We start from the raw sequence: 23,606 nt of genomic DNA, 5'->3' as shown, positions 1-23,606 counted from the left end.
CATTGTTTTGTCTCAATAGAGCTTGCTAAGTTTCTTTAGTAGGTTTTATTGAAACAAAATAAAACTCTGAAAGGGAGAGCATATGGCACACGAAAATGTCATTGAGATGCATGAAATTACCAAGATTTTTGGCGAATTTGTTGCTAATGACAAAATTAACCTTGAACTTCGTAAAGGTGAAATTCATGCACTTTTAGGAGAAAATGGAGCTGGGAAGTCCACTCTTATGAACATGCTAGCAGGGCTTCTAGAACCAACTAGTGGTGAAATTGTGGTCAACGGTCAAGTTGTTAAACTAGACTCACCATCAAAGGCTGCTAGTCTAGGAATAGGAATGGTTCACCAACACTTTATGTTGGTAGAGGCTTTCACAGTTGCTGAAAATATCATTTTGGGAAGTGAATTAACCAAAAATGGTGTGTTAGATATTGCTCGCGCAACACGAGAAATCAACGAATTATCTGAACGTTATGGTTTAGCGGTAGATCCTTCTGCTAAAGTAGCAGATATCTCTGTCGGGGCTCAACAACGTGTGGAAATTCTGAAAACACTTTATCGTGGAGCTGATATCCTTATCTTTGACGAACCAACTGCCGTTTTAACGCCATCAGAAATCGATGAGTTAATGGCTATCATGAAGAACTTGGTCAAAGAAGGTAAATCCATTATCTTGATTACCCACAAACTGGATGAAATCCGTGCTGTATCAGACCGTGTTACAGTTATCCGTCGTGGTAAATCCATCGAAACAGTTGAAATTGCTGGAGCAACTAATGCTGACCTGGCAGAAATGATGGTGGGACGTTCTGTTTCCTTCAAAACTGCTAAAGAAGTGGCACAACCAAAAGAAGTTGTCCTATCTATTAAAGACTTAGTAGTAAACGAAAACCGTGGCGTTCCTGCTGTTAAAAATCTTTCACTCGATGTTCGGGCTGGTGAGATTGTCGGAATTGCCGGTATTGATGGAAATGGTCAATCTGAATTGATCCAAGCTATCACAGGACTTCGTAAGATTGAGTCTGGTAGTGTGGAGTTGAAAGGTCAATCCATTGTAGGATTACATCCGCGTCAGATTACTGAACTGAGCGTTGGTCACGTTCCGGAAGACCGTCACCGTGATGGCTTGGTTTTGGAAATGATGATTTCTGAAAATATCGCTCTTCAAACCTACTATAAAGAACCTCTTAGCAAGAAGGGAATTTTAAATTATACGAATATCATTGACTATGCGAAAAAATTAATGCAAGAATTCGATGTTCGTGCCGCTAGTGAGATTGTTCCAGCTCAAGCCCTTTCTGGAGGAAATCAACAAAAAGCAATCATTGCTCGGGAGATTGATCGAAACCCTGATCTCCTCATCGTCAGCCAACCAACTCGTGGATTGGACGTCGGTGCTATTGAGTACATTCACAAACGCTTGATTCAAGAACGTGATAATGGAAAAGCTGTCCTTGTAGTCAGCTTTGAACTAGATGAGATTCTAAATGTATCAGATAGAATCGCTGTTATCCACGATGGTAAAATTCAAGGGATTGTTACGCCAGAAACAACCAACAAGCAAGAGCTTGGTGTCTTGATGGCTGGTGGTGAATTGGAAAAAGGAGAAGAGTGATGTCTAAAAAATTACAACAAATTTCGGTTCCCTTGATTTCTGTTATCCTTGGGATCTTGCTTGGAGCCATCGTCATGTGGATTTTTGGCTACGATGCTATCTGGGGTTATGAAGAGTTGTTCTACACAGCCTTTGGTAGTGTTCGTGGAATCGGTGAAATTTTCCGTGCCATGGGTCCATTAGTCTTGATTGCTCTTGGATTTGCAGTTGCGAGTCGTGCTGGCTTCTTTAACGTTGGTCTTCCAGGACAAGCACTCGCTGGCTGGGTTATGAGTGGCTGGTTCGCTCTTTCAAATCCAGATTTACCACGCCCATTGTTGATTCTTGCGACAGTTATTATTGCGTTGGTGGCTGGAGGTATCGTTGGTGCCATTCCTGGTATTTTAAGGGCCTACCTCGGAACATCTGAAGTTATCGTAACCATCATGATGAACTACATTGTTCTCTATACAAGTAATGCCTTTATCCACTCTTTCCCCAAAGATATCATGCAAAGTACTGACTCATCCATCCGAGTAAGTGCAAACGCAACTTATCAAACACCTTGGCTTGCTGAGTTAACAGGGAACTCTCGTATGAATATTGGGATTTTCTTTGCGATCATAGCAGTTGCAGTTATCTGGTTTATGCTTAAGAAGACAACTCTCGGTTTTGAAATCCGTGCCGTTGGTCTCAATCCAAATGCATCTGAGTACGCAGGGATTTCAGCGAAACGTACCATTATTCTATCAATGATTATTTCTGGTGCCCTTGCAGGACTTGGTGGAGTGGTAGAAGGACTTGGAACTTTCCAAAACGTCTACGTACAAGGCTCATCATTGGCAGTCGGATTTAACGGTATGGCGGTAAGTCTACTTGCGGCAAACTCACCAGTTGGAATTTTATTTGCAGCCTTCTTGTTCGGAGTGCTTCAAGTTGGGGCCCCTGGTATGAATGCTGCACAAGTACCATCTGAGCTTGTAAGTATCGTTACAGCCTCAATTATCTTCTTTGTCAGCGTTCACTACATTATCGAACGCTTTGTCAAACCAAGAAAACAACTTAAAGGAGGTAAATAAGGATGTCGATTACAACAATGTTAACCCTTATGGTTTCTTCTATGTTGATTTACTCAGCACCACTTGTTTTCACAAGTATCGGAGGAGTATTCTCTGAACGTGGTGGAGTTGTTAATGTTGGTCTTGAAGGAATCATGGTCATGGGTGCCTTTTCTGGAGTTGTTTTTAACCTTGAGTTTGCACAAGATTTAGGAGCAGCGACTCCTTGGTTAGCTCTTCTAGTTGGTGGATTAGTCGGAGCTATCTTCTCACTCATTCACGCAGTTGCTACAGTTCATTTCCGTGCTGACCATGTTGTCAGTGGTACCGTACTTAACTTGATGGCGCCAGCCTTGGCAGTTTTCTTAGTGAAGGTGCTTTATAATAAGGGACAAACGGATAACTTAACGCAAACTTTTGGTCGTTTTGACTTCCCGGTATTAGCTAATATCCCTGTTATCGGAGATATCTTCTTCAAGTCAACAAGTTTACTTGGTTACTTAGCAATTGCCTTCTCATTCTTAGCATGGTTTATCCTCTTTAAGACTCGCTTTGGACTTCGTCTTCGTTCAGTTGGGGAACACCCACAAGCAGCAGATACTTTGGGAATCAATGTCTACAAGATGAGATATCTTGGAGTTGTGATTTCAGGTTTCCTTGGAGGAATCGGTGGAGCTATTTACGCTCAATCAATCTCTGTTAACTTCTCCGTTACAACTATTGTCGGTCCTGGATTTATCGCTCTTGCAGCCATGATCTTTGGTAAATGGAATCCTGTTGGTGCTATGCTTTCAAGTCTTTTCTTTGGGCTATCACAAAGTTTGGCAGTTATCGGTTCTCAACTTCCATTCTTACAAGGAGTACCAGCCGTTTACTTGCAAATTGCACCATATCTTTTGACCATTGTCGTACTAGCAGCCTTCTTTGGTAAAGCAGTTGCTCCAAAGGCAGATGGTATCAACTATATCAAATCTAAATAACATAAAAAAACGTCAGTTTCATCTGACGTTTTTATTTTATCAAGAATTATACCTCGTAAAGATATCAAAAAAGTTTTTTCACTTACAATTATTAATCACTGTGAACTTGCTTAATTTGCTTTTAAAAGGTTGAAAATGCGAGGTAGTAGGAACATCGTATAGATTAGAAGGCAAGTACCGCCAACAATAAAGATGACCCCACCATTTACTTCTTGTTGGAATAAATAAGTAAATACAAGTGTCCCTATTGGCATAATAGAGGTATTGAGTGTAAATAAGGTACTCATAACTCTGCCTAAAAATTTAGTTTCAATGGTACTTTGAAGGTAGGTCATGACAACAATATTTAAGATAACCAGAGTAAATGCGATGATTCCCATGAATAAACCACCAAGAGTTGAAATAAAGATTTGAGACTGGGTTGTTGAAAATGTTACTCCTAAACCAATAATCGCAATGATTAGAAGAAATAGAGGGAAGCTGATTTTATTAGAGAGGAGTTTGTTTTCTTTTTTATCCGGTAGTAGTGACATGGAAATACTAGCTAGCAGCATTCCAATTGCTGACATGGTCTCAAGGATTCCAATGGTTGCATTATCTAAGAGGAGCTGTTCTTTGACTACAAATGGGACTCCAATACTGATAGAGGTATAGAAGAAGTTAAGAACGACACTCACAAGAATGATGTATTTAACAATCTGATTTTCTTTTAAAAAGTGAATAATTTCTTTAACTCCATACAGTTGTTTTTCCAGTTTTTTGTTCGTCGTTTCAGGCTCTTCATACTCGTAGTAAAATTTCATAGTGAGCAGAACTCCTAAGGATAGAAAGTTTGCAAGGATCTCGATAAGAATAAAACCTGCAAAACCAATCCAACTATAAAAAATAACTCCGATAGCTGGAGAAAGCATAGTTGCAATAGCGATGGCAGTCTGTGTAACAGAACTTAATCGTTGAATTTTTCTGTCATTGACTAATTCATGAATAGAAGCTGAATAACAAGTGTCACTAATATTGACTGTGATAGAGTGTAGTACGACGAAAGGAATCACCAGATACAAGATACTAGATGAATCCGTTAAAAAATAGAAGACATAAAAGAAGAGAAAGATAAGCATCCGAAAAATGAAATTAAATGTTAGAATCTTTTTATGGCGGTACTTATCTACTATATTACCAATTGGTACCAAGAAAATCAAACTAACTAAAGGATAAATAATCATATTTATCCCAAAACTCATAGCAGATTTTGTTTGGTCCAGTAACATCAAACCTAAAGCAAAATTGAATGCTTTACCACTCAGCGAACCGATGAAGTTACTAATAAAATCTTTAATGATTTGCTGGTTAGATTCACGGTCACTAATACTATGTTGCATACTATTCCTTCCTTAATCTCTAAGCAAGATTCTCAAAAACTTTTTCTCTCAATCATTTTTTAGGTTCTTGATGTGTTATATTTAGTCCCCAAGGAATTAGATTTTCTGTTTTATTTTGGATACGTTTGATGTTATCTTTGTGTCGTACAATCACTAGACTTGCAAGACCAATAATTATTAAAGTGAAAAGTAGGTCATAACTAGTTAAAATAAATCCAAAGAGAGGAAACAGAAGGACGCCAATAATTGCAGCAATAGCAGCTGAAATACTAGAGAGGGAAATCATACTTCCCAGATAGAGGATTCCAAAGAAAATGACTGCAAGGTAAAGGCAAAAAAGCGGAGCAAAACCAAAAATAACTCCAGCACTGGTTGCAACAGCCTTACCACCTTTGAATTTCGCAAAGATAGGGAAGGTATGGCCAATGACTGCTAAAAGCCCAAAGACTATTGGTGAAACTCCCTGCACATGAAAGATTAGTGGAAGTAAAGTAGCTAAAGTACCTTTAAAGAAATCAATCGCAAAGGTTGCCATACCAGCTTTCTTCCCTAGAATTCTGAAGGTATTAGTGGTCCCAGTATTACCGGAACCGTGTTCTCTTAGATTAATATTAAAGAATGCTTGTCCAATCCACAAACCTGAAGGAATTGAACCTAATAAATAAGCTAAAATTAATAATACTATTGTCATCATGTTTCTATTATACCATGAAATAGGATAGAAACGAAAAGGAAGATTATCTCGATTTGTGACATCGGATACTTTGTACAAATAGAAAAGTTTATTATAAACTCTATAATGGTTTAGAAAGTTATAAAAATTCATGAAAGTTTCAGAAAAGCTTTAAATATATGTTTATTTATGCTATAATGGGAACAATTATTTTTAGGAGGTGCAGTATGTCTTATTTACTTGAGATATTACCAAGTTTATTGAATGGTGCGGCGATGACTTTACAGGTTTTTGCACTCGTTTTAGTGTTTTCCATTCCTTTAGGTATTTTGATTGCCTTTTGTTTACAAATTCATTGGAAACTCCTCCATTACATGATTGATGTTTATATCTGGGTGATGCGTGGCACACCCTTGCTTTTACAGTTGATTTTTATTTATTATGTGCTTCCAAATGTCGGGATACGTTTTGATCGTGTCCCAGCTGCGATCATTGCGTTTACGCTTAATTATGCAGCCTACTTTGCAGAAATATTCCGTGGTGGTATTGCAACCATTCCGCAAGGACAATATGAGGCAGCTAAGGTTTTAAAATTTACACCACTTGCCACAGTTCGTTATATCATTTTACCTCAGGTGACTAAGATTGTTTTGCCAAGTGTCTTTAACGAAATTATGAGCTTGGTTAAGGATACATCTCTGGTTTATGCTTTGGGAGTTTCTGACTTGATCCTAGCCAGTCGAACTGCCGCTAATCGTGATGCTAGCTTGATTCCAATGTTTCTAGCAGGCGCTATCTATCTTCTTATGATTGGTATCGTTACGATCGTAGCTAAGAAACTTGAGAAGAAGTTCAGCTACTATAGATAGGAGGTTAACTATGTTAGAATTAAGAAATATCAGCAAAAGATTTGGAAATAAGCAAATTCTGTCCAATTTTAATTTAACCATTCCGGAAAAGCAGATTTTAGCAATTGTTGGTCCTTCTGGTGGTGGAAAAACGACACTTCTACGAATGTTAGCTGGTCTTGAAACGATTGATTCCGGTGAAATTTTTTACGATGGGGAATCCCTTCCCTTAGATGAACTTGAAAAGCGAAACTTGTTGGGCTTTGTTTTTCAAGATTTTCAGCTATTTCCTCACTTATCCGTTATGGAAAATTTAATTTTGTCACCTGTTAAAACCATGGGAATGGAAGAAGCAGATGCAAAAAAGAAGGCTAGGGACTTGTTAGTACGTTTAGGACTTGAAGCTCATGCGGATGCCTATCCTTACTCCTTGTCTGGAGGTCAAAAGCAACGTGTTGCCCTAGCGCGTGCTATGATGATTGATCCAGAAGTGATTGGTTATGATGAACCAACCTCAGCACTAGATCCAGAGTTACGATTGGAAGTAGAAAAATTGATTCTACAAAATCGAGAATTGGGCATGACTCAGATTGTCGTAACCCACGATCTCCAGTTTGCAGAAAATATTGCTGATCAAATTCTCAAAGTGGATCCAAAATAGGAGGTGTCTATGATTCTAAAAAAGATCAATCTTTTTTTGGTATTTCTACTGGGTCTTTTCCTCGTGGGATGTACCCAAAAGGCTAGTAATCCTAAAGTAGATAATTGGAACAAGTATAAACAACAATATTCCATCACTATCGGTTTTGATAATACCTTTGTTCCTATGGGATTTGAAGAGAAAAATGGGCAATATGTTGGATTTGATATTGACCTAGCGCAAGCAGTTTCTGAAAAGCTCGGCATCAAGGTTCATTTCCAGCCCATTGATTGGGATATGAAGGAAACAGAACTTCAAAATGGAACCATTGATGCTATTTGGAATGGCTATTCTGCGACGGATGAACGAAGAGAAAAGGTCGCTTTCACGATTCCTTATATGCAAAACCAGCAAGTGATTGTTTCTAAAAAGTCTCAGAATATCCAGTCAGTTTCAGATATGAAAGATAAGGTATTAGGTGCCCAAGCAGGTTCATCAGGTTATTTGGACTTTGAAGGTCAACCAGAACTTTTAAAAAATATCGTAAAAGATCAGAAGGCCAATCAATATCAAAGTTTCAACGAAGCCTTGATTGACCTGCAAAATGATCGGATTGATGCACTGCTGATTGACCGTGTCTATGCTAATTATTACTTGCAAACAGAAGGGATTTTAGAACAGTACGAAATCTTTCCAGCAGGTTTTGAAAGTGAATCTTTTGCAGTTGGAGTAAGACCAGCTGATCAGACTTTGTTAGCAAATCTGAATAAAGCTTTTGTGGAACTCTATCAAGAAGGAAAATTTCAAGAAATCAGCCAGAAATGGTTTGGTGAAGATGTTGCAACAGAACAAATTAAAGGAGAAGAAAACTAAGGCCTATGTCTTGGTTTCTTTTTTGTAAGTCTGTCTTCTAATTTTTGGGGTCTAGTACTCCATAGAATGTGGATTTATTCGATTAGAAAAAATTTTGCAAAATTGTTAGAAAACCTGTAAAATAGTAAAGATGAACAAATAGGAGGTTCCTTGTGTCAAAAAAGGAAATCAATATTAATAACTACAATGATGATGCCATTCAGGTGCTAGAAGGGTTGGATGCGGTCCGAAAACGTCCAGGAATGTATATCGGATCAACCGATGGTGCTGGTCTCCATCACCTAGTCTGGGAAATCGTCGACAATGCAGTCGATGAAGCTTTGTCTGGATTTGGTGACCGCATTGATGTGACAATCAATAAAGATGGTAGTTTAACCGTAGAAGACCATGGGCGTGGAATGCCAACGGGAATGCACGCTATGGGAATTCCGACTGTTGAGGTTATTTTTACAGTTCTTCATGCCGGCGGGAAATTTGGTCAAGGTGGTTACAAGACCTCTGGTGGTCTCCATGGGGTTGGATCTTCAGTCGTCAATGCCCTCTCTAGTTGGCTTGAAGTAGAAATTACGCGTGATGGTGCAGTCTACAAGCAACGTTTTGAAAATGGTGGTAAGCCAGTAACAACTCTTGAAAAGGTAGGAACAGCACCAAAATCTAAAACAGGTACCAAGGTTACCTTTATGCCGGATGCAACCATTTTTTCTACGACAGACTTCAAGTACCATACCATTTCAGAGCGTCTTAATGAGTCAGCCTTTCTTTTAAAAAATGTCACCTTGTCATTAATGGACAAACGAACAGATGAGACTATTGAGTTTCACTATGAGAATGGGGTGCAAGATTTTGTTTCTTATCTTAACGAGGACAAGGAAACCTTGACACCAGTTCTCTACTTTGAAGGGGAAGACAATGGTTTTCAAGTAGAAGTAGCCCTCCAGTACAATGATGGATTTTCAGATAATATCTTGTCCTTTGTTAATAACGTTCGTACCAAGGACGGTGGGACGCATGAGACGGGACTTAAGTCAGCCATTACCAAGGTTATGAATGACTATGCACGTAAGACGGGTCTTCTTAAGGAAAAAGATAAAAATCTTGAAGGGTCTGATTACCGTGAAGGATTGTCAGCTGTTCTATCAATTCTCGTTCCTGAAGAACACCTTCAGTTTGAAGGACAGACTAAGGATAAACTTGGTAGTCCACTAGCTCGTCCAGTTGTAGATGGGATTGTAGCTGATAAGTTAACCTTCTTCCTCATGGAAAATGGAGAACTAGCTTCTAACCTTATTCGCAAGGCCATCAAAGCCCGTGATGCCCGTGAAGCAGCACGAAAAGCGCGTGATGAGAGCCGTAATGGTAAGAAAAATAAAAAAGACAAGGGCTTGCTTTCAGGTAAATTAACGCCAGCCCAGTCTAAAAATCCAGCTAAGAACGAACTCTACCTAGTCGAAGGGGACTCTGCCGGTGGTTCTGCTAAGCAAGGACGTGACCGCAAGTTCCAGGCTATTTTGCCTCTTCGTGGTAAGGTTATCAATACAGCAAAGGCCAAGATGGCTGATATCCTCAAAAATGAGGAAATCAACACTATGATTTATACGATAGGTGCTGGAGTTGGAGCAGATTTCTCTCTCGAAGATGCCAACTATGACAAGATTATTATCATGACCGATGCCGATACCGATGGTGCCCATATCCAGACCCTTCTTTTGACCTTCTTTTATCGTTATATGCGTCCGCTTGTCGAGGCAGGACACGTCTATATCGCCCTTCCGCCTCTTTATAAGATGTCCAAAGGCAAAGGAAAGAAAGAAGAAGTGGCCTACGCTTGGACAGATGGTGAGTTGGAGAAACTTCGTAGTCAATTTGGAAAAGGTGCGACTCTTCAACGCTACAAAGGTCTCGGTGAGATGAATGCGGACCAACTCTGGGAAACAACCATGAATCCAGAAACTCGAACTCTCATTCGTGTCACGATCGAAGACTTAGCACGCGCAGAACGTCGCGTCAATGTCCTTATGGGTGATAAGGTTGAACCACGCCGTAAATGGATTGAAGATAATGTCAAGTTTACATTGGAAGAAGCAACAGTGTTTTAAGTATATGTTCCGTAATTAATAATTTTAGCTCTCTAAAAGAGGTATAAATAATGATTAGTTTATTAATTAATTCTCCTTTTCCTGTGATAGTCCTAGCTATAGGCGCGATTACATATATGATTGCTAAACAAGGTAAACCTGAGCAAAGTCGCTATCTTGAATTTTTACTATTAACCATAGTAACAACTTGTGTCTTTTTATTTGATAATCCTTTAAGGTCTAATCCTTATGCAGGTTTGCTCTTCTATGTTTTTGACTTTTATATTTTCACATCAGTTAGCTTAGCATTTAGTTTTACAGCTATTTATAAGAGTACTAAACATCTCAAGTATTACTCTAGTAGTTACTCAAAACTTCTTAGAATAAATGCTTGGCTAATAGCAATCTTATCAGGTATGAACCTACTATTTATAATGCTGACGCAAGAAATGGGAATTGTTTTGCTATTACCAATTTTTGGTATTAGTTTTATCTTTCAATTCATAGTCGGAGAGCTTGAAAGAAAAAGAGTTCAGAAGCTAAAGGAGGTTGAACAGTGAACAGTCCTTTAATAATGATATTTTTCTTTTTCGAGATCATTGTTATCGCTGGTATAATTCTTGATGCAATCTCCAATAGAGAGGAAATAGACTATTCAAACTCATTAAGTTCCTTAGTATTTATGGCGTGTAATATTGGTGTGTTCGTATTATTTAATCCGTCTATAGACGAACCCTACTTAGAAGTATTTTTACAGATATTCTACATACTAACCCATATACCTTTAAGTTTAACTTATGCGATTACTACTCTTTATAAAAGTATCAAACACATCAAGTACTTTCCTAGTAAGTTTGCTTGGATATTAATATGCAACGTAACGATTATATTTCTCCTCTCAATTGTAAATATTTTTGTATTATTTAGAGAAACGAAAGAAATTTATATACTTATTTTTTTGCAAGGCCTTTTTTCGGGAATTCAATTCCTACTTTGGATGCTTGAAAGAAAAAGAGTTCGAAAACTTCTCCAGAAAAGAAGGGACAGCTATACCTAACTCAGTCTCAAAAGATGGGCTTTGACTACGAGAAAGAAACAGTCGAGAAGATGATTGAGTATGCTGAGGAAAAACTTCTAAATCACTAAGAAAATAAAGAACACAATTCAAAACTTTAAACTACAGAGAGGATAGTTTGGTTAGATAAAGTAACTGAAATCCTTTTCTATAAAAACTACTCTACATTCTTTGAAAGGAGTTGAACACGCCCTAAATACTGTGTGAAAAAGATAAATTCTCTTGTGAGCATCGCTCACTGCAAGAATTTCCTATTTTCACTTTGTATTTCACGGGCTTTGTATCCTATATGAGTAATATCCAAAATATGTCCTTGGAGGACATCATGGGAGAGCGCTTTGGTCGCTACTCCAAGTACATTATTCAAGACCGTGCTTTGCCAGATATTCGTGATGGATTAAAGCCGGTTCAGCGCCGTATTCTTTATTCGATGAATAAGGATGGCAATACTTTTGACAAGAGCTACCGTAAGTCGGCTAAGTCAGTCGGGAATATCATGGGGAATTTCCATCCACATGGGGATTCTTCTATCTATGATGCCATGGTCCGTATGTCTCAGGATTGGAAAAACCGTGAGATTCTAGTTGAAATGCACGGGAATAATGGTTCTATGGACGGCGATCCACCAGCAGCTATGCGTTATACGGAAGCTCGTTTATCAGAGATTGCTGGTTATCTTCTTCAGGATATCGATAAAAAGACAGTTCCCTTTGCTTGGAACTTTGACGATACCGAGAAAGAGCCAACTGTCTTACCAGCAGCCTTTCCAAACCTTCTAGTCAATGGTTCAACAGGTATTTCAGCTGGTTATGCCACAGATATTCCACCGCATAATTTGGCTGAAGTTATCGATGCGACAGTCTACATGATTGATCACCCAACTGCTAAGGTTGAAAAGCTCATGGAATTCTTGCCTGGGCCAGACTTTCCTACAGGAGCTATCATCCAAGGTCGTGACGAGATCAAAAAGGCCTATGAAACTGGTAAGGGGCGCGTGGTTGTTCGTTCCAAGACTGAAATTGAGAAGTTAAAAGGTGGTAAGGAACAAATCGTTATCACTGAGATTCCTTATGAGATTAATAAGGCTAACTTAGTCAAGAAAATTGATGAAGTTCGTGTCAATAATAAGGTAGCAGGTATCGCTGAGGTTCGTGATGAATCCGACCGTGACGGTCTTCGTATTGCTATCGAACTCAAGAAAGATGCGAACACAGAGCTTGTTCTCAACTATCTTTTCAAGTATACTGACTTGCAAATCAACTACAACTTCAACATGGTTGCGATTGACAATTTCACCCCTCGTCAGGTTGGAATTGTGCCTATCTTATCTAGCTATATTGCCCACCGTCGTGAAGTTATCTTGGCACGTTCTCGTTTTGACAAGGAAAAGGCCGAAAAACGTCTCCATATCGTGGAAGGTTTGATTCGTGTCATCTCTATTTTAGATGAAGTCATTGCTCTTATCCGTGCTTCTGAGAACAAGGCTGATGCCAAGGAAAACCTCAAAGTTAGCTATGAATTTACTGAGGAACAGGCAGAAGCCATCGTTACCTTGCAACTGTACCGTTTGACAAATACAGATGTGGTTGTTTTGCAAGAAGAAGAAGCAGAACTTCGCGAAAAAATTGCTATGCTTGCAGCTGTCATTGGTGATGAACGTACCTTGTATAATCTCATGAAAAAAGAACTCCGTGAGGTCAAAAAGAAATTTGCAACTCCACGACTCAGCTCTTTAGAAGATACTGCTAAGGTTATTGAGATTGATACTGTAAGTCTCATTGCGGAAGAAGAAACCTATGTGAGTGTAACCAAGGCGGGTTATATCAAACGTACTAGCCCTCGTTCTTTTGCGGCTTCAACCTTAGAAGAAATCGGTAAGCGAGAAGATGATCGACTCATTTTTACACAAGTAGCCAAAACAACTCAGCACTTGCTGATGTTTACGACTCTTGGAAATGTTATTTATCGACCTATCCATGAACTAGCAGATATTCGTTGGAAGGATATTGGGGAGCACTTGAGTCAGACCATTACCAACTTTGAAACCAATGAAGAAATCCTTTATGCAGAAGTTGTGGATCAGTTTGATGATGCAACGACCTACTTTGCAGCGACTCGCCTTGGGCAGATTAAGCGTGTCGAACGCAAAGAATTCACTCCGTGGCGGACCTATAAGTCTAAATCTGTTAAGTACGCTAAGCTAAAAGACGATAGCGATCAGATTGTTGCAGTAGCGCCTATCAAATTGGATGATGTTCTATTAATCAGTAAAAACGGCTACGCTTTGCGTTTCAACATCGAGGAGGTTCCAGTTGTAGGAGCTAAGGCTGCAGGGGTTAAAGCTATGAACTTGAAAGCAGATGACGAGATTCAAGTTGCCTTTATCTGCAATACTTCATCCTTCTATCTTTTAACGCAACGTGGAAGCTTGAAACGTGTATCAACAGAGGAAATCCCAGCTACCAGCCGTGCTAAACGTGGTCTTCAAGTTCTGAGAGAATTAAAGAACAAACCTCATCGCGTCTTCTTGGCTGGTACGGTTTCAGAGCAAGGTTTCATTGGAGATCTCTTTAGTACAGAAGTAGAAGATGGTGACCAGACTCTAGTTGTTCAGTCCAATAAAGGAATAATTTACGAAACCATCTTACAAGATTTGAATTTATCAGAGCGTACAAGCAACGGTAGTTTCATTTCTGAAACAATTTCAGACGAAGAGGTATTTGACGCCTATCTCAAAGAAGTTTTAAGGGATGAAAAATAAATAACATTAGAAGTCAGCCGTAAGGGCTGATTTCTTATCGATAAAATTTTCAGAAAATTACAAATAATGCTTGAATTTTTGGGAGAATAGTGTAGAATAGAACACATAGTTTGAATAGAATAAAGGAGATACACATGACAGTTACTATTGATTGGGAAAACCTTGGTTTTTCCTATATGAAATTACCATATCGTTATATCGCACATTACCAAAATGGTAAGTGGAATGAAGGAGAACTAACAGAAGATGCAACTCTCCATATTTCAGAGTCATCTCCAAGTCTTCACTATGGTCAGCAAGCATTTGAAGGATTGAAAGCCTATCGTACCAAAGATGGTAGTATTCAACTCTTCCGTCCAGATGAAAATGCAAAACGTCTGCAACGCACCTGTGATCGTCTCTTGATGCCTCAAGTGCCAACTGCTATGTTTATCGACGCATGTAAAGCTGTGGTTCGTGCCAATGAAGAGTATGTGCCACCATATGGTACAGGTGGAACCCTCTACCTTCGCCCACTCTTGCTTGGTGTTGGTGATATTATCGGCGTGAAACCAGCTGAAGAATATATCTTCACGGTCTTTGCGATGCCTGTTGGAAATTACTTTAAAGGTGGATTAGTCCCAACTAATTTCTTGATTCAAGATGAGTATGACCGAGCTGCACCACACGGAACAGGAGCAGCCAAGGTCGGTGGGAACTATGCAGCTAGTCTCTTGCCAGGTAAGATTGCCAAATCCCGTCACTTCTCAGATGTAATCTATTTAGATCCGTCTACACATACCAAGATTGAAGAAGTAGGTTCCGCAAACTTTTTCGGAATTACTGCAGATAATGAATTTGTAACACCACTTAGTCCATCTATCCTGCCTTCTATCACTAAATATTCCCTCTTGTATCTTGCGGAACGTCGCTTAGGATTGACTCCAATCGAGGGAGATGTTCCAATTGATAACTTGGATCGTTTTGTAGAAGCAGGCGCATGTGGTACAGCAGCAGTGATCTCACCAATTGGAGGAATCCAACACGGTGATGCTTTCCATGTTTTCTACAGTGAGACAGAGGTTGGACCAGTCACTCGTAAACTCTACGATGAATTAACCGGTATCCAATTTGGTGATATAGAAGCACCTGAAGGTTGGATTGTAAAAGTAGATTAAGAAAATAAAAGGAGTTTTAAGATGAAATTGAAAAAATGGATGGTAACAGCAGGAGTAGCCCTGAGCACAACAGTTCTTCTAGCAGCTTGTGGAAAAACTGATAAAGAAGCGGACGCACCTAAAACCTTCTCTTACGTTTATGGTGTGGATCCATCATCTCTGGACTATAGTATTGCAACTCGTACTTCAACAACAGATATCATCGGTAACGTCGTTGATGGTTTGTTGGAAAACGATGAATATGGGAATTTGATTCCTTCCCTCGCTGAGGATTGGAGTGTCTCACAAGACGGTTTGACTTATACTTATAAACTTCGTAAAGGGGTTAAATGGTACACGTCAGAAGGTGAAGAATACGCTGAAGTAACTGCACATGACTTTGTTACCGGGTTGAAACACGTAGCAGATGGCAAATCAGATGGTATTACCCTTATTCAAAACTCAATCAAAGGCTTGAATGAATATGTGACTGGTGAGACTAACGACTTCTCTACAGTTGGGGTTAAGGTATTGGACGACTATACAGTCCAGTATACTCTAAATGCGCCTGAAAGTTTCTGGAATTCAAAAGTTACTTCTGCAACTATGTTACCTGTTAATGAAGAATTCCTCAAAGCTTCTGGCAAGAACTACGGAGCAGTTAGCCCATCTGGTATTCTTTATAACGGTCCATATATCTTGAAGACTTTGACTTCAAAATCTTTAATCGAATACGAAAAGAATCCAAATTATTGGGATAAAGAAAAGGTTAAAATCGAGAAAGTTAAATTAACTTACTATGATGGTTCAGACCAAGAATCATTAATCCGTAGCTTCTCTTCAGGTGTTTATACAACAGCTCGTATCTTCCCAAGTAGCTCAAACTTTGCCTCTACTTTAGAGCAATACGGAGACAAAATCACATACAGTCCACAGGATTCAACTAGTTATTACTTCACCTTTAACGTAAACCGTCAATCTTACAATAAGACTGCGAAAACAAGTGAAGAACAGAAAACTTCTACAAAAGAAGCCATGTTGAACAAGGACTTCCGTCAAGCAATCAACTTTGCCTTCAACCGTCATTCTTATGCTGCACAGCTCAATGGTGAAGATGGTGCGGACAAGATTATTCGTAACAGTCTAGTTCCAGATAACTTTGTACAATCTGGTGGCAAAAACTTTGGTGATATCGCTCAAGCAGAATTGGTTAACTATGGAGACCAATGGAAAGGCGTTGAGCTTGTAGACGGAAAAGATACCATTTATAATCCTGACAAAGCCAAAGCTGCATTTGAAAAAGCTAAGAAAGAATTGGAAGAAAAAGGTGTTAATTTCCCAATTCACTTAGATGTTCCAGTACAACAAACAGATACCATTGCCGTTCAACAAAGCAATTCCTTTAAACAATCAATCGAGTCAACTCTTGGTTCTGAAAATGTTGTGATTGACGTCCTTCAGATGACAGATAACGAAAAGGAAACCATTACATCACAAGCACGTGTCCCTTCTCAAAAAGACTATGATTTGAACAGTACTGGTTGGGCTCCAAGCTATCAGGACCCTGCAAGTTATCTCAATATCATGGATCCTAAGACAGGTTCTGCTATGAAACACTTTGGTATTACTAAAGGGAAAGATAAGGAAGTAGTAGCTCAACTAGGTCTTGACGAATATAAGAAACTCTTGGATGATGCAGTTTCTGAGACAAACGATTTGGATAAAAGATATGAAAAATATGCCAAAGCTCAAGCCTGGCTCACTGACAGTTCTCTCTTGTTGCCAACAGCTTCATCAGGTGGCTCACCAGTTGTCAGCAATATCGTTCCATTCTCTAAACCATACTCACAAGTTGGTATTAAAGGTGATCCATATATCTTTAAGGGAATGAAATTGCAAAAAGAGATTGTAACTGCTAAAGAATATCAAGCAGCCCTTGAAAAATGGCAAAAAGAAAAATTGGAATCAAATACTAAATACCAAAAAGAACTAGAAAATCATGTTCAATAAAACAGGGTAGTATCTTTGGTATAAAGGGGACTATATGGAATGGATTAAACTAATAGGAATCGTTATCATTGTGGTTGGTTTTATCTATAAACTGGATACCATTGCAACGGTAGTCTTAGCTAGTTTAGTTACAGCTCTAGTTTCTGGAGTTTCACTTGCTGAATTCTTAGAAATTTTAGGAAGAGAATTTAGCAATCAACGTGTTCTGACGATTTTTATGGTGACCTTGCCACTGGTTGGTTTATCTGAAACTTTTGGTCTCAAGAAACGCTCGATTGACTTGATTCAAAAGATTAAAGGATTAACCGTAGGAAGCTTTTATACAGTTTATTTCTTTATTCGAGAGCTAGATAGCTTCTTTGCTATTCGTCTTGGAGGACAGCCCCAATTTGTAAGACCCTTGGTTCATCCCATGGGAAAGGCAGCTGCAGAATCACAATTAGGTCGAAAATTAACTGAAAGTGAAGAAGAAGCTATAAAAGCTCGTGCTGCAGCAAATGATAATTTTGCAAACTTCTTTGCTCAAAACACTTTCGTTGGTGCGGGTGGTGTCCTCTTAATAGGGGGCACACTGGACCAATTAGGTTACGAAAGCAATTATGCAGGAATTGCTTCAGCCTCTCTTATAGTTGCAGGAATTGCCCTTCTTGTGGTTGGGATTTACAATTATCTATTTGATAGAAAACTGTTAGCAAAAAAGGTTAGAAAAAGGACACAAAAATGACAGATATAGCAAACCAGATTTTAGAGTGGACCTATATTGTGATTGGTTGTCAATTCCTTCATACAGCCTATTGTAGCTGTAAAGACAAAACGAACCCAGTTCGATTTGGAACAGCTGGATTTTGGACTTTGTTGGGCATCAGTTTTATTGGTGGTTCTTATCTACCATCTCTCTATATTGGTGCTATCGTAGTGATATTAGCTCTACTTACACTTTTTAAACAGGTTCGTATCGGAAGCTTACCCACTGTGGATGAAGTTAAGGCAAACATTGAAGCCAAAAGATTGAAGAATAAAATTTTTATTCCAGTAATGCTAATGGCTTTGATTGCGCTAGTATTAGCTAAAGTGATTCCTGAGTTTAGTAAGATTTCTATCAGCCTCGCAACTTTATTAGCAACCATCTCTCTTTTGTTGATTACCAAGAGTCATCCCAAAAGTTTACTATCTGAAAATAATCGCATGGTTCAGCAAGTCTCAACTAGTGGGATTGTTCCTCAATTGTTGGGAGCCTTGGGGGCAATTTTTACGGTTGCAGGTGTCGGAGATTTAATTTCTCATCTGATTAGCGATTTTGTTCCTTCAGGTGGTCGCTTTATGGGAGTTTTGGCTTATGTTCTTGGAATGGTTCTATTCTCCATGATAATGGGGAATGCGTTTGCAGCTTTTACAGTTATTACCGCTGGAGTTGGTGTTCCCTTTGTTTTTTCTTTAGGAGCTAATCCTATTATAGCTTCTGCTCTAGCAATGACAGCGGGTTGTTGTGGAACCTTGTTGACACCTATGGCAGCGAATTTTAATACCTTACCGGTAGCCCTTTTGGATATGAAAAATCCAAATGGTGTGATTAAAGCACAAGTGGGAGTTGCTATTGTCATGATTATCCTACATGTATTTCTGATGTACTTTTTGGCATTTTAGTAAAGGAAATAAAATGAAAATATTAGTTACAGGTTTTGATCCTTTTGGTGGTGAAAAGGTCAATCCAGCTCTGGAAGCTGTTAAATTATTACCATCTGAAATTCAAGGTGCAGAACTTCGTTGGGCAGAGATTCCAACAGTCTTTCATAAATCGTCAGAGGTTTTAGAATCAGAAATCAAACGATATCAACCAGATGTGGTGCTTTGTATTGGTCAGGCAGGTGGAAGAGCGAGTTTAACTCCTGAGCGAGTTGCCATCAATCAAGATGATGCTCGCATACCTGATAATGAGGGAAATCAACCAATTGATACGCCGATTCGTACAGATGGAGCAGCAGCCTACTTTAGCCAATTACCTATCAAAGCAATGGTGCAGGCCATAAAAGAGGAAGGCCTACCTGCCACAGTATCTAATACAGCAGGGACCTTTGTTTGCAACCATTTGATGTATCAGGCACTCTATTTAGCGGATAAAAAGTTTCCAAACATGAGAGCAGGCTTTATGCATATTCCCTATATGACAGAACAAGTGATAAATAAACCCAATACAGCATCTATGAACCTTACAGACATTATCAGGGGTATCGAAGCTGCGATTGGCGCTATCGTGGATTACAAAGATAAAGACTTGAAATTAATAGGTGGAACGACTCACTAATCATTCAAATTTCAGGATAAAATCCCACATATGATCCAGAAAACTCTTTATCAAGATTGGCTTGGTAGAGAGTTTTTTTCTTGCTAGATTAGGGAAATTCTTGTAAAATAGAGAAAGTGAAAAGAGGTATGGTATGAGCAAAAAAGATAAAAAAATAGAGATTCAGTTATCGGATGCTAAAATAGCTGTCGGAAAAGACAACTACGATGGTTACACGTTAACAATTGGGAAGAAGCTAATCGGTGAAATTGTCGAACTAGATAATCAATTTGCAATTGTAAAAAATGGAAATGTCGAAAGTTTTTATAAAGATTTAGAAAAAGCTGTGGAAATCTTGATTGAGAACTATAATTTGGCAAAATAATGCTTGTTTTTTGAAAATTTTCATGATATAATAGACTTTGTTCATTATCGGAGAGATAGCGAAGAGGCTAAACGCGGCGGACTGTAAATCCGCTCCTTCGGGTTCGGGGGTTCGAATCCCTCTCTCTCCATCTCATTAATGGGGTATAGCCAAGCGGTAAGGCAAGGGACTTTGACTCCCTCATGCGTTGGTTCGAATCCAGCTACCCCAGTTTCTAGGTAATAAATTCAAGATAAAAAGAAAATATCTTAGGGTATTTTATTTTTATAATTGAAGGACGTTCGGGATTATCATGTCGTTGCGGGTGCTTAGGAAAAAAATTATAAGTATGTCAAGTTAAAAAAACTTGATTGTTGGAGGATTTTTTAGATGAATGAATTTGAAGATTTGCTAAATAGCGTTAGCCAAGTTGAACCTGGTGATGTTGTTAGTGCCGAAGTATTGACAGTTGATGCTAATCAAGCTAACGTTGCAATCTCAGGAACTGGTGTTGAAGGTGTCTTGACTCTTCGCGAATTGACAAATGATCGCGATGCAGATATCAATGACTTTGTAAAAGTAGGTGAAGTATTTGATGTTCTTGTACTTCGTCAAGTAGTTGGTAAAGATACTGATACAGTAACATACCTTGTATCTAAAAAACGCCTTGAAGCTCGCAAAGCATGGGACAAACTTGTAGGACGCGAAGAAGAAGTTGTTACAGTTAAAGGAACTCGCGCTGTTAAAGGTGGACTTTCAGTAGAATTTGAAGGTTTGCGTGGATTTATTCCAGCTTCAATGTTGGATACTCGTTTCGTACGTAACACTGAGCGTTTTGTAGGTCAAGAATTTGAAGCTAAAATCAAAGAAGTTGACCCTAAAGAAAACCGCTTCATCCTTTCACGTCGTGAAGTTGTAGAAGCAGCTACTGCAGCAGCTCGTGCAGAAGTTTTCGGTAAATTGGCTGTTGGTGATGTTGTAACTGGTAAAGTTGCACGTATCACAAGCTTCGGTGCTTTCATCGACCTTGGTGGTGTTGATGGATTGGTTCACTTGACTGAATTGTCTCACGAACGTAACGTTTCACCAAAATCAGTTGTAACTGTTGGTGAAGAAGTTGAAGTGAAAATCCTTGATCTTAACGAAGAAGAAGGACGTGTATCACTTTCACTTAAAGCAACAACACCTGGACCATGGGATGGCGTTGAGCAAAAATTGGCTAAAGGTGACGTTGTAGAAGGTACAGTTAAACGTTTGACTGACTTCGGTGCATTTGTTGAGGTATTGCCAGGTATCGATGGACTTGTTCACGTATCACAAATTTCACACAAACGTATTGAAAATCCAAAAGAAGCTCTTACAGTTGGTCAAGAAGTTACTGTTAAAGTTCTTGATGTTAATGCTGATGCAGAACGTGTATCACTTTCTATCAAAGCTCTTGAAGAACGTCCAGCTCAAGAAGAAGGACAAAACGAAGAAAAACGTGCTCCACGTCCACGTCGTCCAAAACGTCAAGAAAAACGTGACTTTGAACTTCCTGAAACTCAAACAGGATTCTCAATGGCTGACTTGTTCGGAGACATCGAACTTTAATCAATCAGATTTAATTACAAATCCTTTGTTGTTAAAACAAGGGATTTTTCTTTTTTCAACTAGTTTTTTTTGATATAATGGATTTATGTTACATTCCGAAAAAGAATCAATTTATCAAATTGTAAATGAACAACTCTCTAGTCTTTTAGAAGGTGAGACCAATGTGTTGGCTAATCTATCAAATGCCAGTGCTCTCTTAAAAATGAACTTTCCGCATACTGTTTTTGCAGGTTTCTATTTATATGACGGAAATGAGCTTATTTTAGGCCCTTTTCAGGGTGGAGTCTCATGTGTAAGAATCGCTCTTGGGAAAGGGGTTTGTGGAGAGTCTGCAGCAAGCCGTCAAACGGTTATTGTTGGTGATGTAAAAACCTATCCAAACTATATTTCTTGTGATAGTAGTGCTCGTAGTGAGATTGTTCTTCCAATGGTAAAAGATGGACAGCTTCTGGGAGTATTTGACTTAGATTCATCTCATGTAGATGATTATGATTACATCGATCAACGATATTTAGAAGAGTTTGTTACCATCTTGTTAGAAAAGACAGAATGGGTATTTTCAATGTTTGAGGAGAAAGCATAATGTATCAGGCGCTTTATCGAAAGTATAGAAGTCAAAATTTTTCACAACTAGTGGGCCAGGAAGTTATTGCTCGAACGCTTAAACAAGCTGTGGAACAAGATAAAATTAGTCACGCCTACCTATTTTCAGGGCCTCGTGGAACTGGTAAGACCAGTGTGGCTAAGATTTTTGCTAAGGCGATGAACTGCCCTAATCAAGTAGGGGGAGAACCTTGTAATAACTGTTATATCTGCCAAGCTGTTACGGATGGAAGTTTAGAAGACGTTATCGAAATGGATGCTGCTTCTAATAATGGGGTTGATGAAATTCGTGATATTCGTGATAAATCAACGTATGCTCCAAGTATAGCTCAGTATAAGGTTTATATCATTGATGAGGTTCATATGCTTTCGACAGGTGCCTTTAATGCCCTTTTGAAAACACTGGAAGAACCAACTCCAAATGTTGTTTTTATTCTGGCAACAACAGAACTTCATAAAATTCCTGCAACGATTTTATCTCGTGTTCAACGTTTTGAGTTTAAGTCCATTAAAACTCAGGATATTCGAGATCACATCTTCTATATTTTAGAAAAGGAAGGGATTGATTACGAGACTGAAGCTGTTGAAATTATTGCTCGTCGAGCTGAAGGTGGTATGCGGGATGCCTTGTCAATTCTAGACCAGGCATTAAGCTTAACCCAAGAAGCAACATTGACAACTGCAGTCTCAGAAGAAATCACTGGAACCATTAGTTTAAGTGCTTTGGATAATTATGTAGCAGCTTTAGTCCAAAAGGATGTAACAGGTGCTTTGGAAAATCTGGACCTGATTTTTGAGAATGGAAAAAGCATGACACGATTTGTAGTCGATTTACTACAATATTTGCGTGATATCTTAATTGTTCAAGCAGGTGGAGAAAATTCGCATCATAGTGATGTATTCAAGGGTAACTTAGAACTTCCACAAGATGTCTTGTTTGAGATGATTAGCCTTGCTACTAAAAGTCTAGCTGATATTAAGGCTAGCCTACAACCTAAAATTTATGCCGAAATGATGACTATTCGTTTAGCAGAAATTGATTCCCAACCAGAACTTTCAGGTGAAGTGGCTGAGGAATTGTCTTCTCTTCGAGAAGAAGTTGCACGATTGAAACAAGCTCTTGCTAATGTTGGTTCTAATCCCAAGCAAACTGTTTCTACACCAAGTCGTCCGTCTAACAGTAAGTCAATCTATCGTGTAGACCGAAACAAGGTTCAGTCTATTTTGCAAGAAGCGATAGAAAATCCAGACTTAGCCCGTCAAAACTTAATTCGACTTCAAAATGCTTGGGGAGAAGTCATCGAAAGCTTATCAGGACCAGATAAGGCACTTTTAGCTGGTTCTCAACCTGTTGCAGCAAATGAACACCATGCGATTTTGGCTTTTGAATCTAACTTTAACGCTGGTCAAACTATGAAACGAGACAATCTGAATACTGTGTTCGGAAATATTCTCAGTAAAGCCGCTGGATTTTCTCCAGAGATTCTTGCAATCTCAATGGAAGAGTGGAAAGAAGTTCGAGCAGACTTCTCAGCAAAGGTTAAATCTTCTCCAGAACAGGTAGTTCAGGAAGCGACCGATGAATCTATACTACCTCAAGGTTTTGAATTTTTAGAGGATAAAGTAATCATTGAAGAAGACTAAAAGGAATTTTTGGTAAAAGACG

At 38.9% G+C, this 23,606-nt stretch carries 20 protein-coding genes and 2 tRNA genes; 20 read left to right on the top strand and 2 right to left on the bottom strand.

Going from position 1 to position 23,606, the window contains the following annotated elements; all coding sequences use genetic code 11:
* Positions 1–82 precede the first annotated feature (82 nt).
* Genes HMPREF9180_RS06730 through HMPREF9180_RS06720 form a run of 3 tightly spaced genes read left to right on the top strand, consistent with a single transcriptional unit; the run spans position 83 to position 3,629 of the window.
* Positions 83–1,612 (top strand): ABC transporter ATP-binding protein, encoded by a 1,530-nt coding sequence (locus tag HMPREF9180_RS06730; RefSeq protein WP_006145764.1) that lies wholly within the window; start codon positions 83–85, stop codon positions 1,610–1,612.
* Entirely contained in the window at positions 1,612–2,670 is a 1,059-nt protein-coding gene (locus HMPREF9180_RS06725; protein WP_006145763.1) for an ABC transporter permease, read from the top strand. Before HMPREF9180_RS06730 ends, HMPREF9180_RS06725 begins: the two co-directional genes overlap by 1 nt.
* Before the next feature lie 2 nt (positions 2,671–2,672).
* Complete coding sequence (locus HMPREF9180_RS06720; RefSeq protein WP_006145762.1) at positions 2,673–3,629, top strand: ABC transporter permease; 957 nt, start codon at positions 2,673–2,675, stop codon at positions 3,627–3,629.
* Positions 3,630–3,739: 110 nt separating this feature from the next.
* Here the strand turns inward: HMPREF9180_RS06720 and HMPREF9180_RS06715 are convergent, their stop codons facing one another.
* Entirely contained in the window at positions 3,740–5,008 is a 1,269-nt protein-coding gene (locus HMPREF9180_RS06715; protein ID WP_006145761.1) for an MFS transporter, read from the bottom strand.
* 52 nt (positions 5,009–5,060) lie between these two features.
* Positions 5,061–5,702 carry a glycerol-3-phosphate 1-O-acyltransferase PlsY gene (gene plsY, locus HMPREF9180_RS06710; protein ID WP_006145760.1) on the bottom strand — a complete coding sequence of 214 codons (642 nt, stop codon included), beginning with the start codon at positions 5,700–5,702 and terminating at the stop codon, positions 5,061–5,063.
* A gap of 206 nt (positions 5,703–5,908) precedes the next feature.
* On the opposite strand from plsY, the gene HMPREF9180_RS06705 reads away from it, so the two are divergent.
* From HMPREF9180_RS06705 to dnaX, 17 genes are all read left to right on the top strand, one after another.
* Positions 5,909–6,550, top strand: a complete 642-nt coding sequence (locus tag HMPREF9180_RS06705) for an amino acid ABC transporter permease (RefSeq protein WP_025168700.1) — start codon at positions 5,909–5,911, stop codon at positions 6,548–6,550.
* Positions 6,551–6,560: 10 nt separating this feature from the next.
* Entirely contained in the window at positions 6,561–7,190 is a 630-nt protein-coding gene (locus HMPREF9180_RS06700; RefSeq protein ID WP_006145758.1) for an amino acid ABC transporter ATP-binding protein, read from the top strand.
* 9 nt (positions 7,191–7,199) lie between these two features.
* A complete protein-coding gene (locus HMPREF9180_RS06695; RefSeq protein WP_006145755.1) occupies positions 7,200–8,042 on the top strand; it encodes an amino acid ABC transporter substrate-binding protein in 843 nt (280 codons plus the stop codon).
* A gap of 152 nt (positions 8,043–8,194) precedes the next feature.
* Entirely contained in the window at positions 8,195–10,138 is a 1,944-nt protein-coding gene (parE, locus tag HMPREF9180_RS06690) for a DNA topoisomerase IV subunit B (protein ID WP_006145753.1), read from the top strand.
* A 50-nt stretch (positions 10,139–10,188) separates the two neighbouring features.
* Positions 10,189–10,677: a hypothetical protein gene (locus HMPREF9180_RS06685; RefSeq protein ID WP_006145752.1), complete on the top strand. Its 489-nt coding sequence runs from the start codon at positions 10,189–10,191 to the stop codon at positions 10,675–10,677.
* 804 nt (positions 10,678–11,481) lie between these two features.
* Positions 11,482–13,953 (top strand): DNA topoisomerase IV subunit A, encoded by a 2,472-nt coding sequence (parC, locus tag HMPREF9180_RS06675; RefSeq protein ID WP_006145750.1) that lies wholly within the window; start codon positions 11,482–11,484, stop codon positions 13,951–13,953.
* Between the two features lie 134 nt (positions 13,954–14,087).
* Positions 14,088–15,110, top strand: coding sequence for a branched-chain amino acid aminotransferase (locus HMPREF9180_RS06670; RefSeq protein ID WP_006145749.1), 1,023 nt, complete (start codon positions 14,088–14,090; stop codon positions 15,108–15,110).
* Positions 15,111–15,131: 21 nt separating this feature from the next.
* A complete protein-coding gene (locus HMPREF9180_RS06665) occupies positions 15,132–17,099 on the top strand; it encodes a peptide ABC transporter substrate-binding protein (protein ID WP_006145748.1) in 1,968 nt (655 codons plus the stop codon).
* A 34-nt stretch (positions 17,100–17,133) separates the two neighbouring features.
* Positions 17,134–17,823: a DUF969 domain-containing protein gene (locus tag HMPREF9180_RS06660; RefSeq protein ID WP_006145747.1), complete on the top strand. Its 690-nt coding sequence runs from the start codon at positions 17,134–17,136 to the stop codon at positions 17,821–17,823.
* On the top strand, positions 17,820–18,743 hold the full coding sequence (locus HMPREF9180_RS06655; RefSeq protein ID WP_006145746.1) for a DUF979 domain-containing protein: 924 nt from the start codon (positions 17,820–17,822) through the stop codon (positions 18,741–18,743). Before HMPREF9180_RS06660 ends, HMPREF9180_RS06655 begins: the two co-directional genes overlap by 4 nt.
* Before the next feature lie 13 nt (positions 18,744–18,756).
* On the top strand, positions 18,757–19,401 hold the full coding sequence (pcp, locus tag HMPREF9180_RS06650; RefSeq protein ID WP_006145745.1) for a pyroglutamyl-peptidase I: 645 nt from the start codon (positions 18,757–18,759) through the stop codon (positions 19,399–19,401).
* A gap of 133 nt (positions 19,402–19,534) precedes the next feature.
* A complete protein-coding gene (locus HMPREF9180_RS06645; protein ID WP_006145744.1) occupies positions 19,535–19,765 on the top strand; it encodes a DUF2969 domain-containing protein in 231 nt (76 codons plus the stop codon).
* A gap of 49 nt (positions 19,766–19,814) precedes the next feature.
* Positions 19,815–19,895 (top strand) — tRNA-Tyr (locus HMPREF9180_RS06640).
* A 9-nt stretch (positions 19,896–19,904) separates the two neighbouring features.
* Positions 19,905–19,976: transfer RNA gene (locus tag HMPREF9180_RS06635), tRNA-Gln, on the top strand.
* 158 nt (positions 19,977–20,134) lie between these two features.
* On the top strand, positions 20,135–21,337 hold the full coding sequence (rpsA, locus tag HMPREF9180_RS06630; protein ID WP_006145742.1) for a 30S ribosomal protein S1: 1,203 nt from the start codon (positions 20,135–20,137) through the stop codon (positions 21,335–21,337).
* Between the two features lie 85 nt (positions 21,338–21,422).
* Positions 21,423–21,920 carry a GAF domain-containing protein gene (locus HMPREF9180_RS06625; protein ID WP_006145738.1) on the top strand — a complete coding sequence of 166 codons (498 nt, stop codon included), beginning with the start codon at positions 21,423–21,425 and terminating at the stop codon, positions 21,918–21,920.
* On the top strand, positions 21,920–23,584 hold the full coding sequence (gene dnaX / locus HMPREF9180_RS06620) for a DNA polymerase III subunit gamma/tau (RefSeq protein WP_006145737.1): 1,665 nt from the start codon (positions 21,920–21,922) through the stop codon (positions 23,582–23,584). The genes HMPREF9180_RS06625 and dnaX overlap by 1 nt, the downstream gene beginning before the upstream one ends.
* Positions 23,585–23,606: the final 22 nt, after the last annotated feature.

Source organism: Streptococcus peroris ATCC 700780, from assembly GCF_000187585.1.
In the GTDB taxonomy this organism is placed as follows: domain Bacteria; phylum Bacillota; class Bacilli; order Lactobacillales; family Streptococcaceae; genus Streptococcus; species Streptococcus peroris.
The sequence above is the reverse complement of the archived record's forward strand: the minus strand, read 5'-3'. Positions and strand labels throughout refer to the sequence as shown.

Coding starts and splice junctions, on each gene's coding strand:
- HMPREF9180_RS06705 (WP_025168700.1), top strand. CDS start 5,909: ATGTCTTATTTACTTGAGATATTACCAAGTTTATTGAATGGTGCGGCG.
- HMPREF9180_RS06645 (WP_006145744.1), top strand. CDS start 19,535: ATGAGCAAAAAAGATAAAAAAATAGAGATTCAGTTATCGGATGCTAAA.
- HMPREF9180_RS06695 (WP_006145755.1), top strand. CDS start 7,200: ATGATTCTAAAAAAGATCAATCTTTTTTTGGTATTTCTACTGGGTCTT.
- HMPREF9180_RS06715 (WP_006145761.1), bottom strand. CDS start 5,008: ATGCAACATAGTATTAGTGACCGTGAATCTAACCAGCAAATCATTAAA.
- rpsA (WP_006145742.1), top strand. CDS start 20,135: ATGAATGAATTTGAAGATTTGCTAAATAGCGTTAGCCAAGTTGAACCT.
- plsY (WP_006145760.1), bottom strand. CDS start 5,702: ATGATGACAATAGTATTATTAATTTTAGCTTATTTATTAGGTTCAATT.
- HMPREF9180_RS06685 (WP_006145752.1), top strand. CDS start 10,189: ATGATTAGTTTATTAATTAATTCTCCTTTTCCTGTGATAGTCCTAGCT.
- HMPREF9180_RS06655 (WP_006145746.1), top strand. CDS start 17,820: ATGACAGATATAGCAAACCAGATTTTAGAGTGGACCTATATTGTGATT.
- HMPREF9180_RS06670 (WP_006145749.1), top strand. CDS start 14,088: ATGACAGTTACTATTGATTGGGAAAACCTTGGTTTTTCCTATATGAAA.
- HMPREF9180_RS06700 (WP_006145758.1), top strand. CDS start 6,561: ATGTTAGAATTAAGAAATATCAGCAAAAGATTTGGAAATAAGCAAATT.
- HMPREF9180_RS06625 (WP_006145738.1), top strand. CDS start 21,423: ATGTTACATTCCGAAAAAGAATCAATTTATCAAATTGTAAATGAACAA.
- pcp (WP_006145745.1), top strand. CDS start 18,757: ATGAAAATATTAGTTACAGGTTTTGATCCTTTTGGTGGTGAAAAGGTC.
- HMPREF9180_RS06665 (WP_006145748.1), top strand. CDS start 15,132: ATGAAATTGAAAAAATGGATGGTAACAGCAGGAGTAGCCCTGAGCACA.
- HMPREF9180_RS06720 (WP_006145762.1), top strand. CDS start 2,673: ATGTCGATTACAACAATGTTAACCCTTATGGTTTCTTCTATGTTGATT.
- dnaX (WP_006145737.1), top strand. CDS start 21,920: ATGTATCAGGCGCTTTATCGAAAGTATAGAAGTCAAAATTTTTCACAA.
- HMPREF9180_RS06725 (WP_006145763.1), top strand. CDS start 1,612: ATGTCTAAAAAATTACAACAAATTTCGGTTCCCTTGATTTCTGTTATC.
- parC (WP_006145750.1), top strand. CDS start 11,482: ATGAGTAATATCCAAAATATGTCCTTGGAGGACATCATGGGAGAGCGC.
- HMPREF9180_RS06730 (WP_006145764.1), top strand. CDS start 83: ATGGCACACGAAAATGTCATTGAGATGCATGAAATTACCAAGATTTTT.
- HMPREF9180_RS06660 (WP_006145747.1), top strand. CDS start 17,134: ATGGAATGGATTAAACTAATAGGAATCGTTATCATTGTGGTTGGTTTT.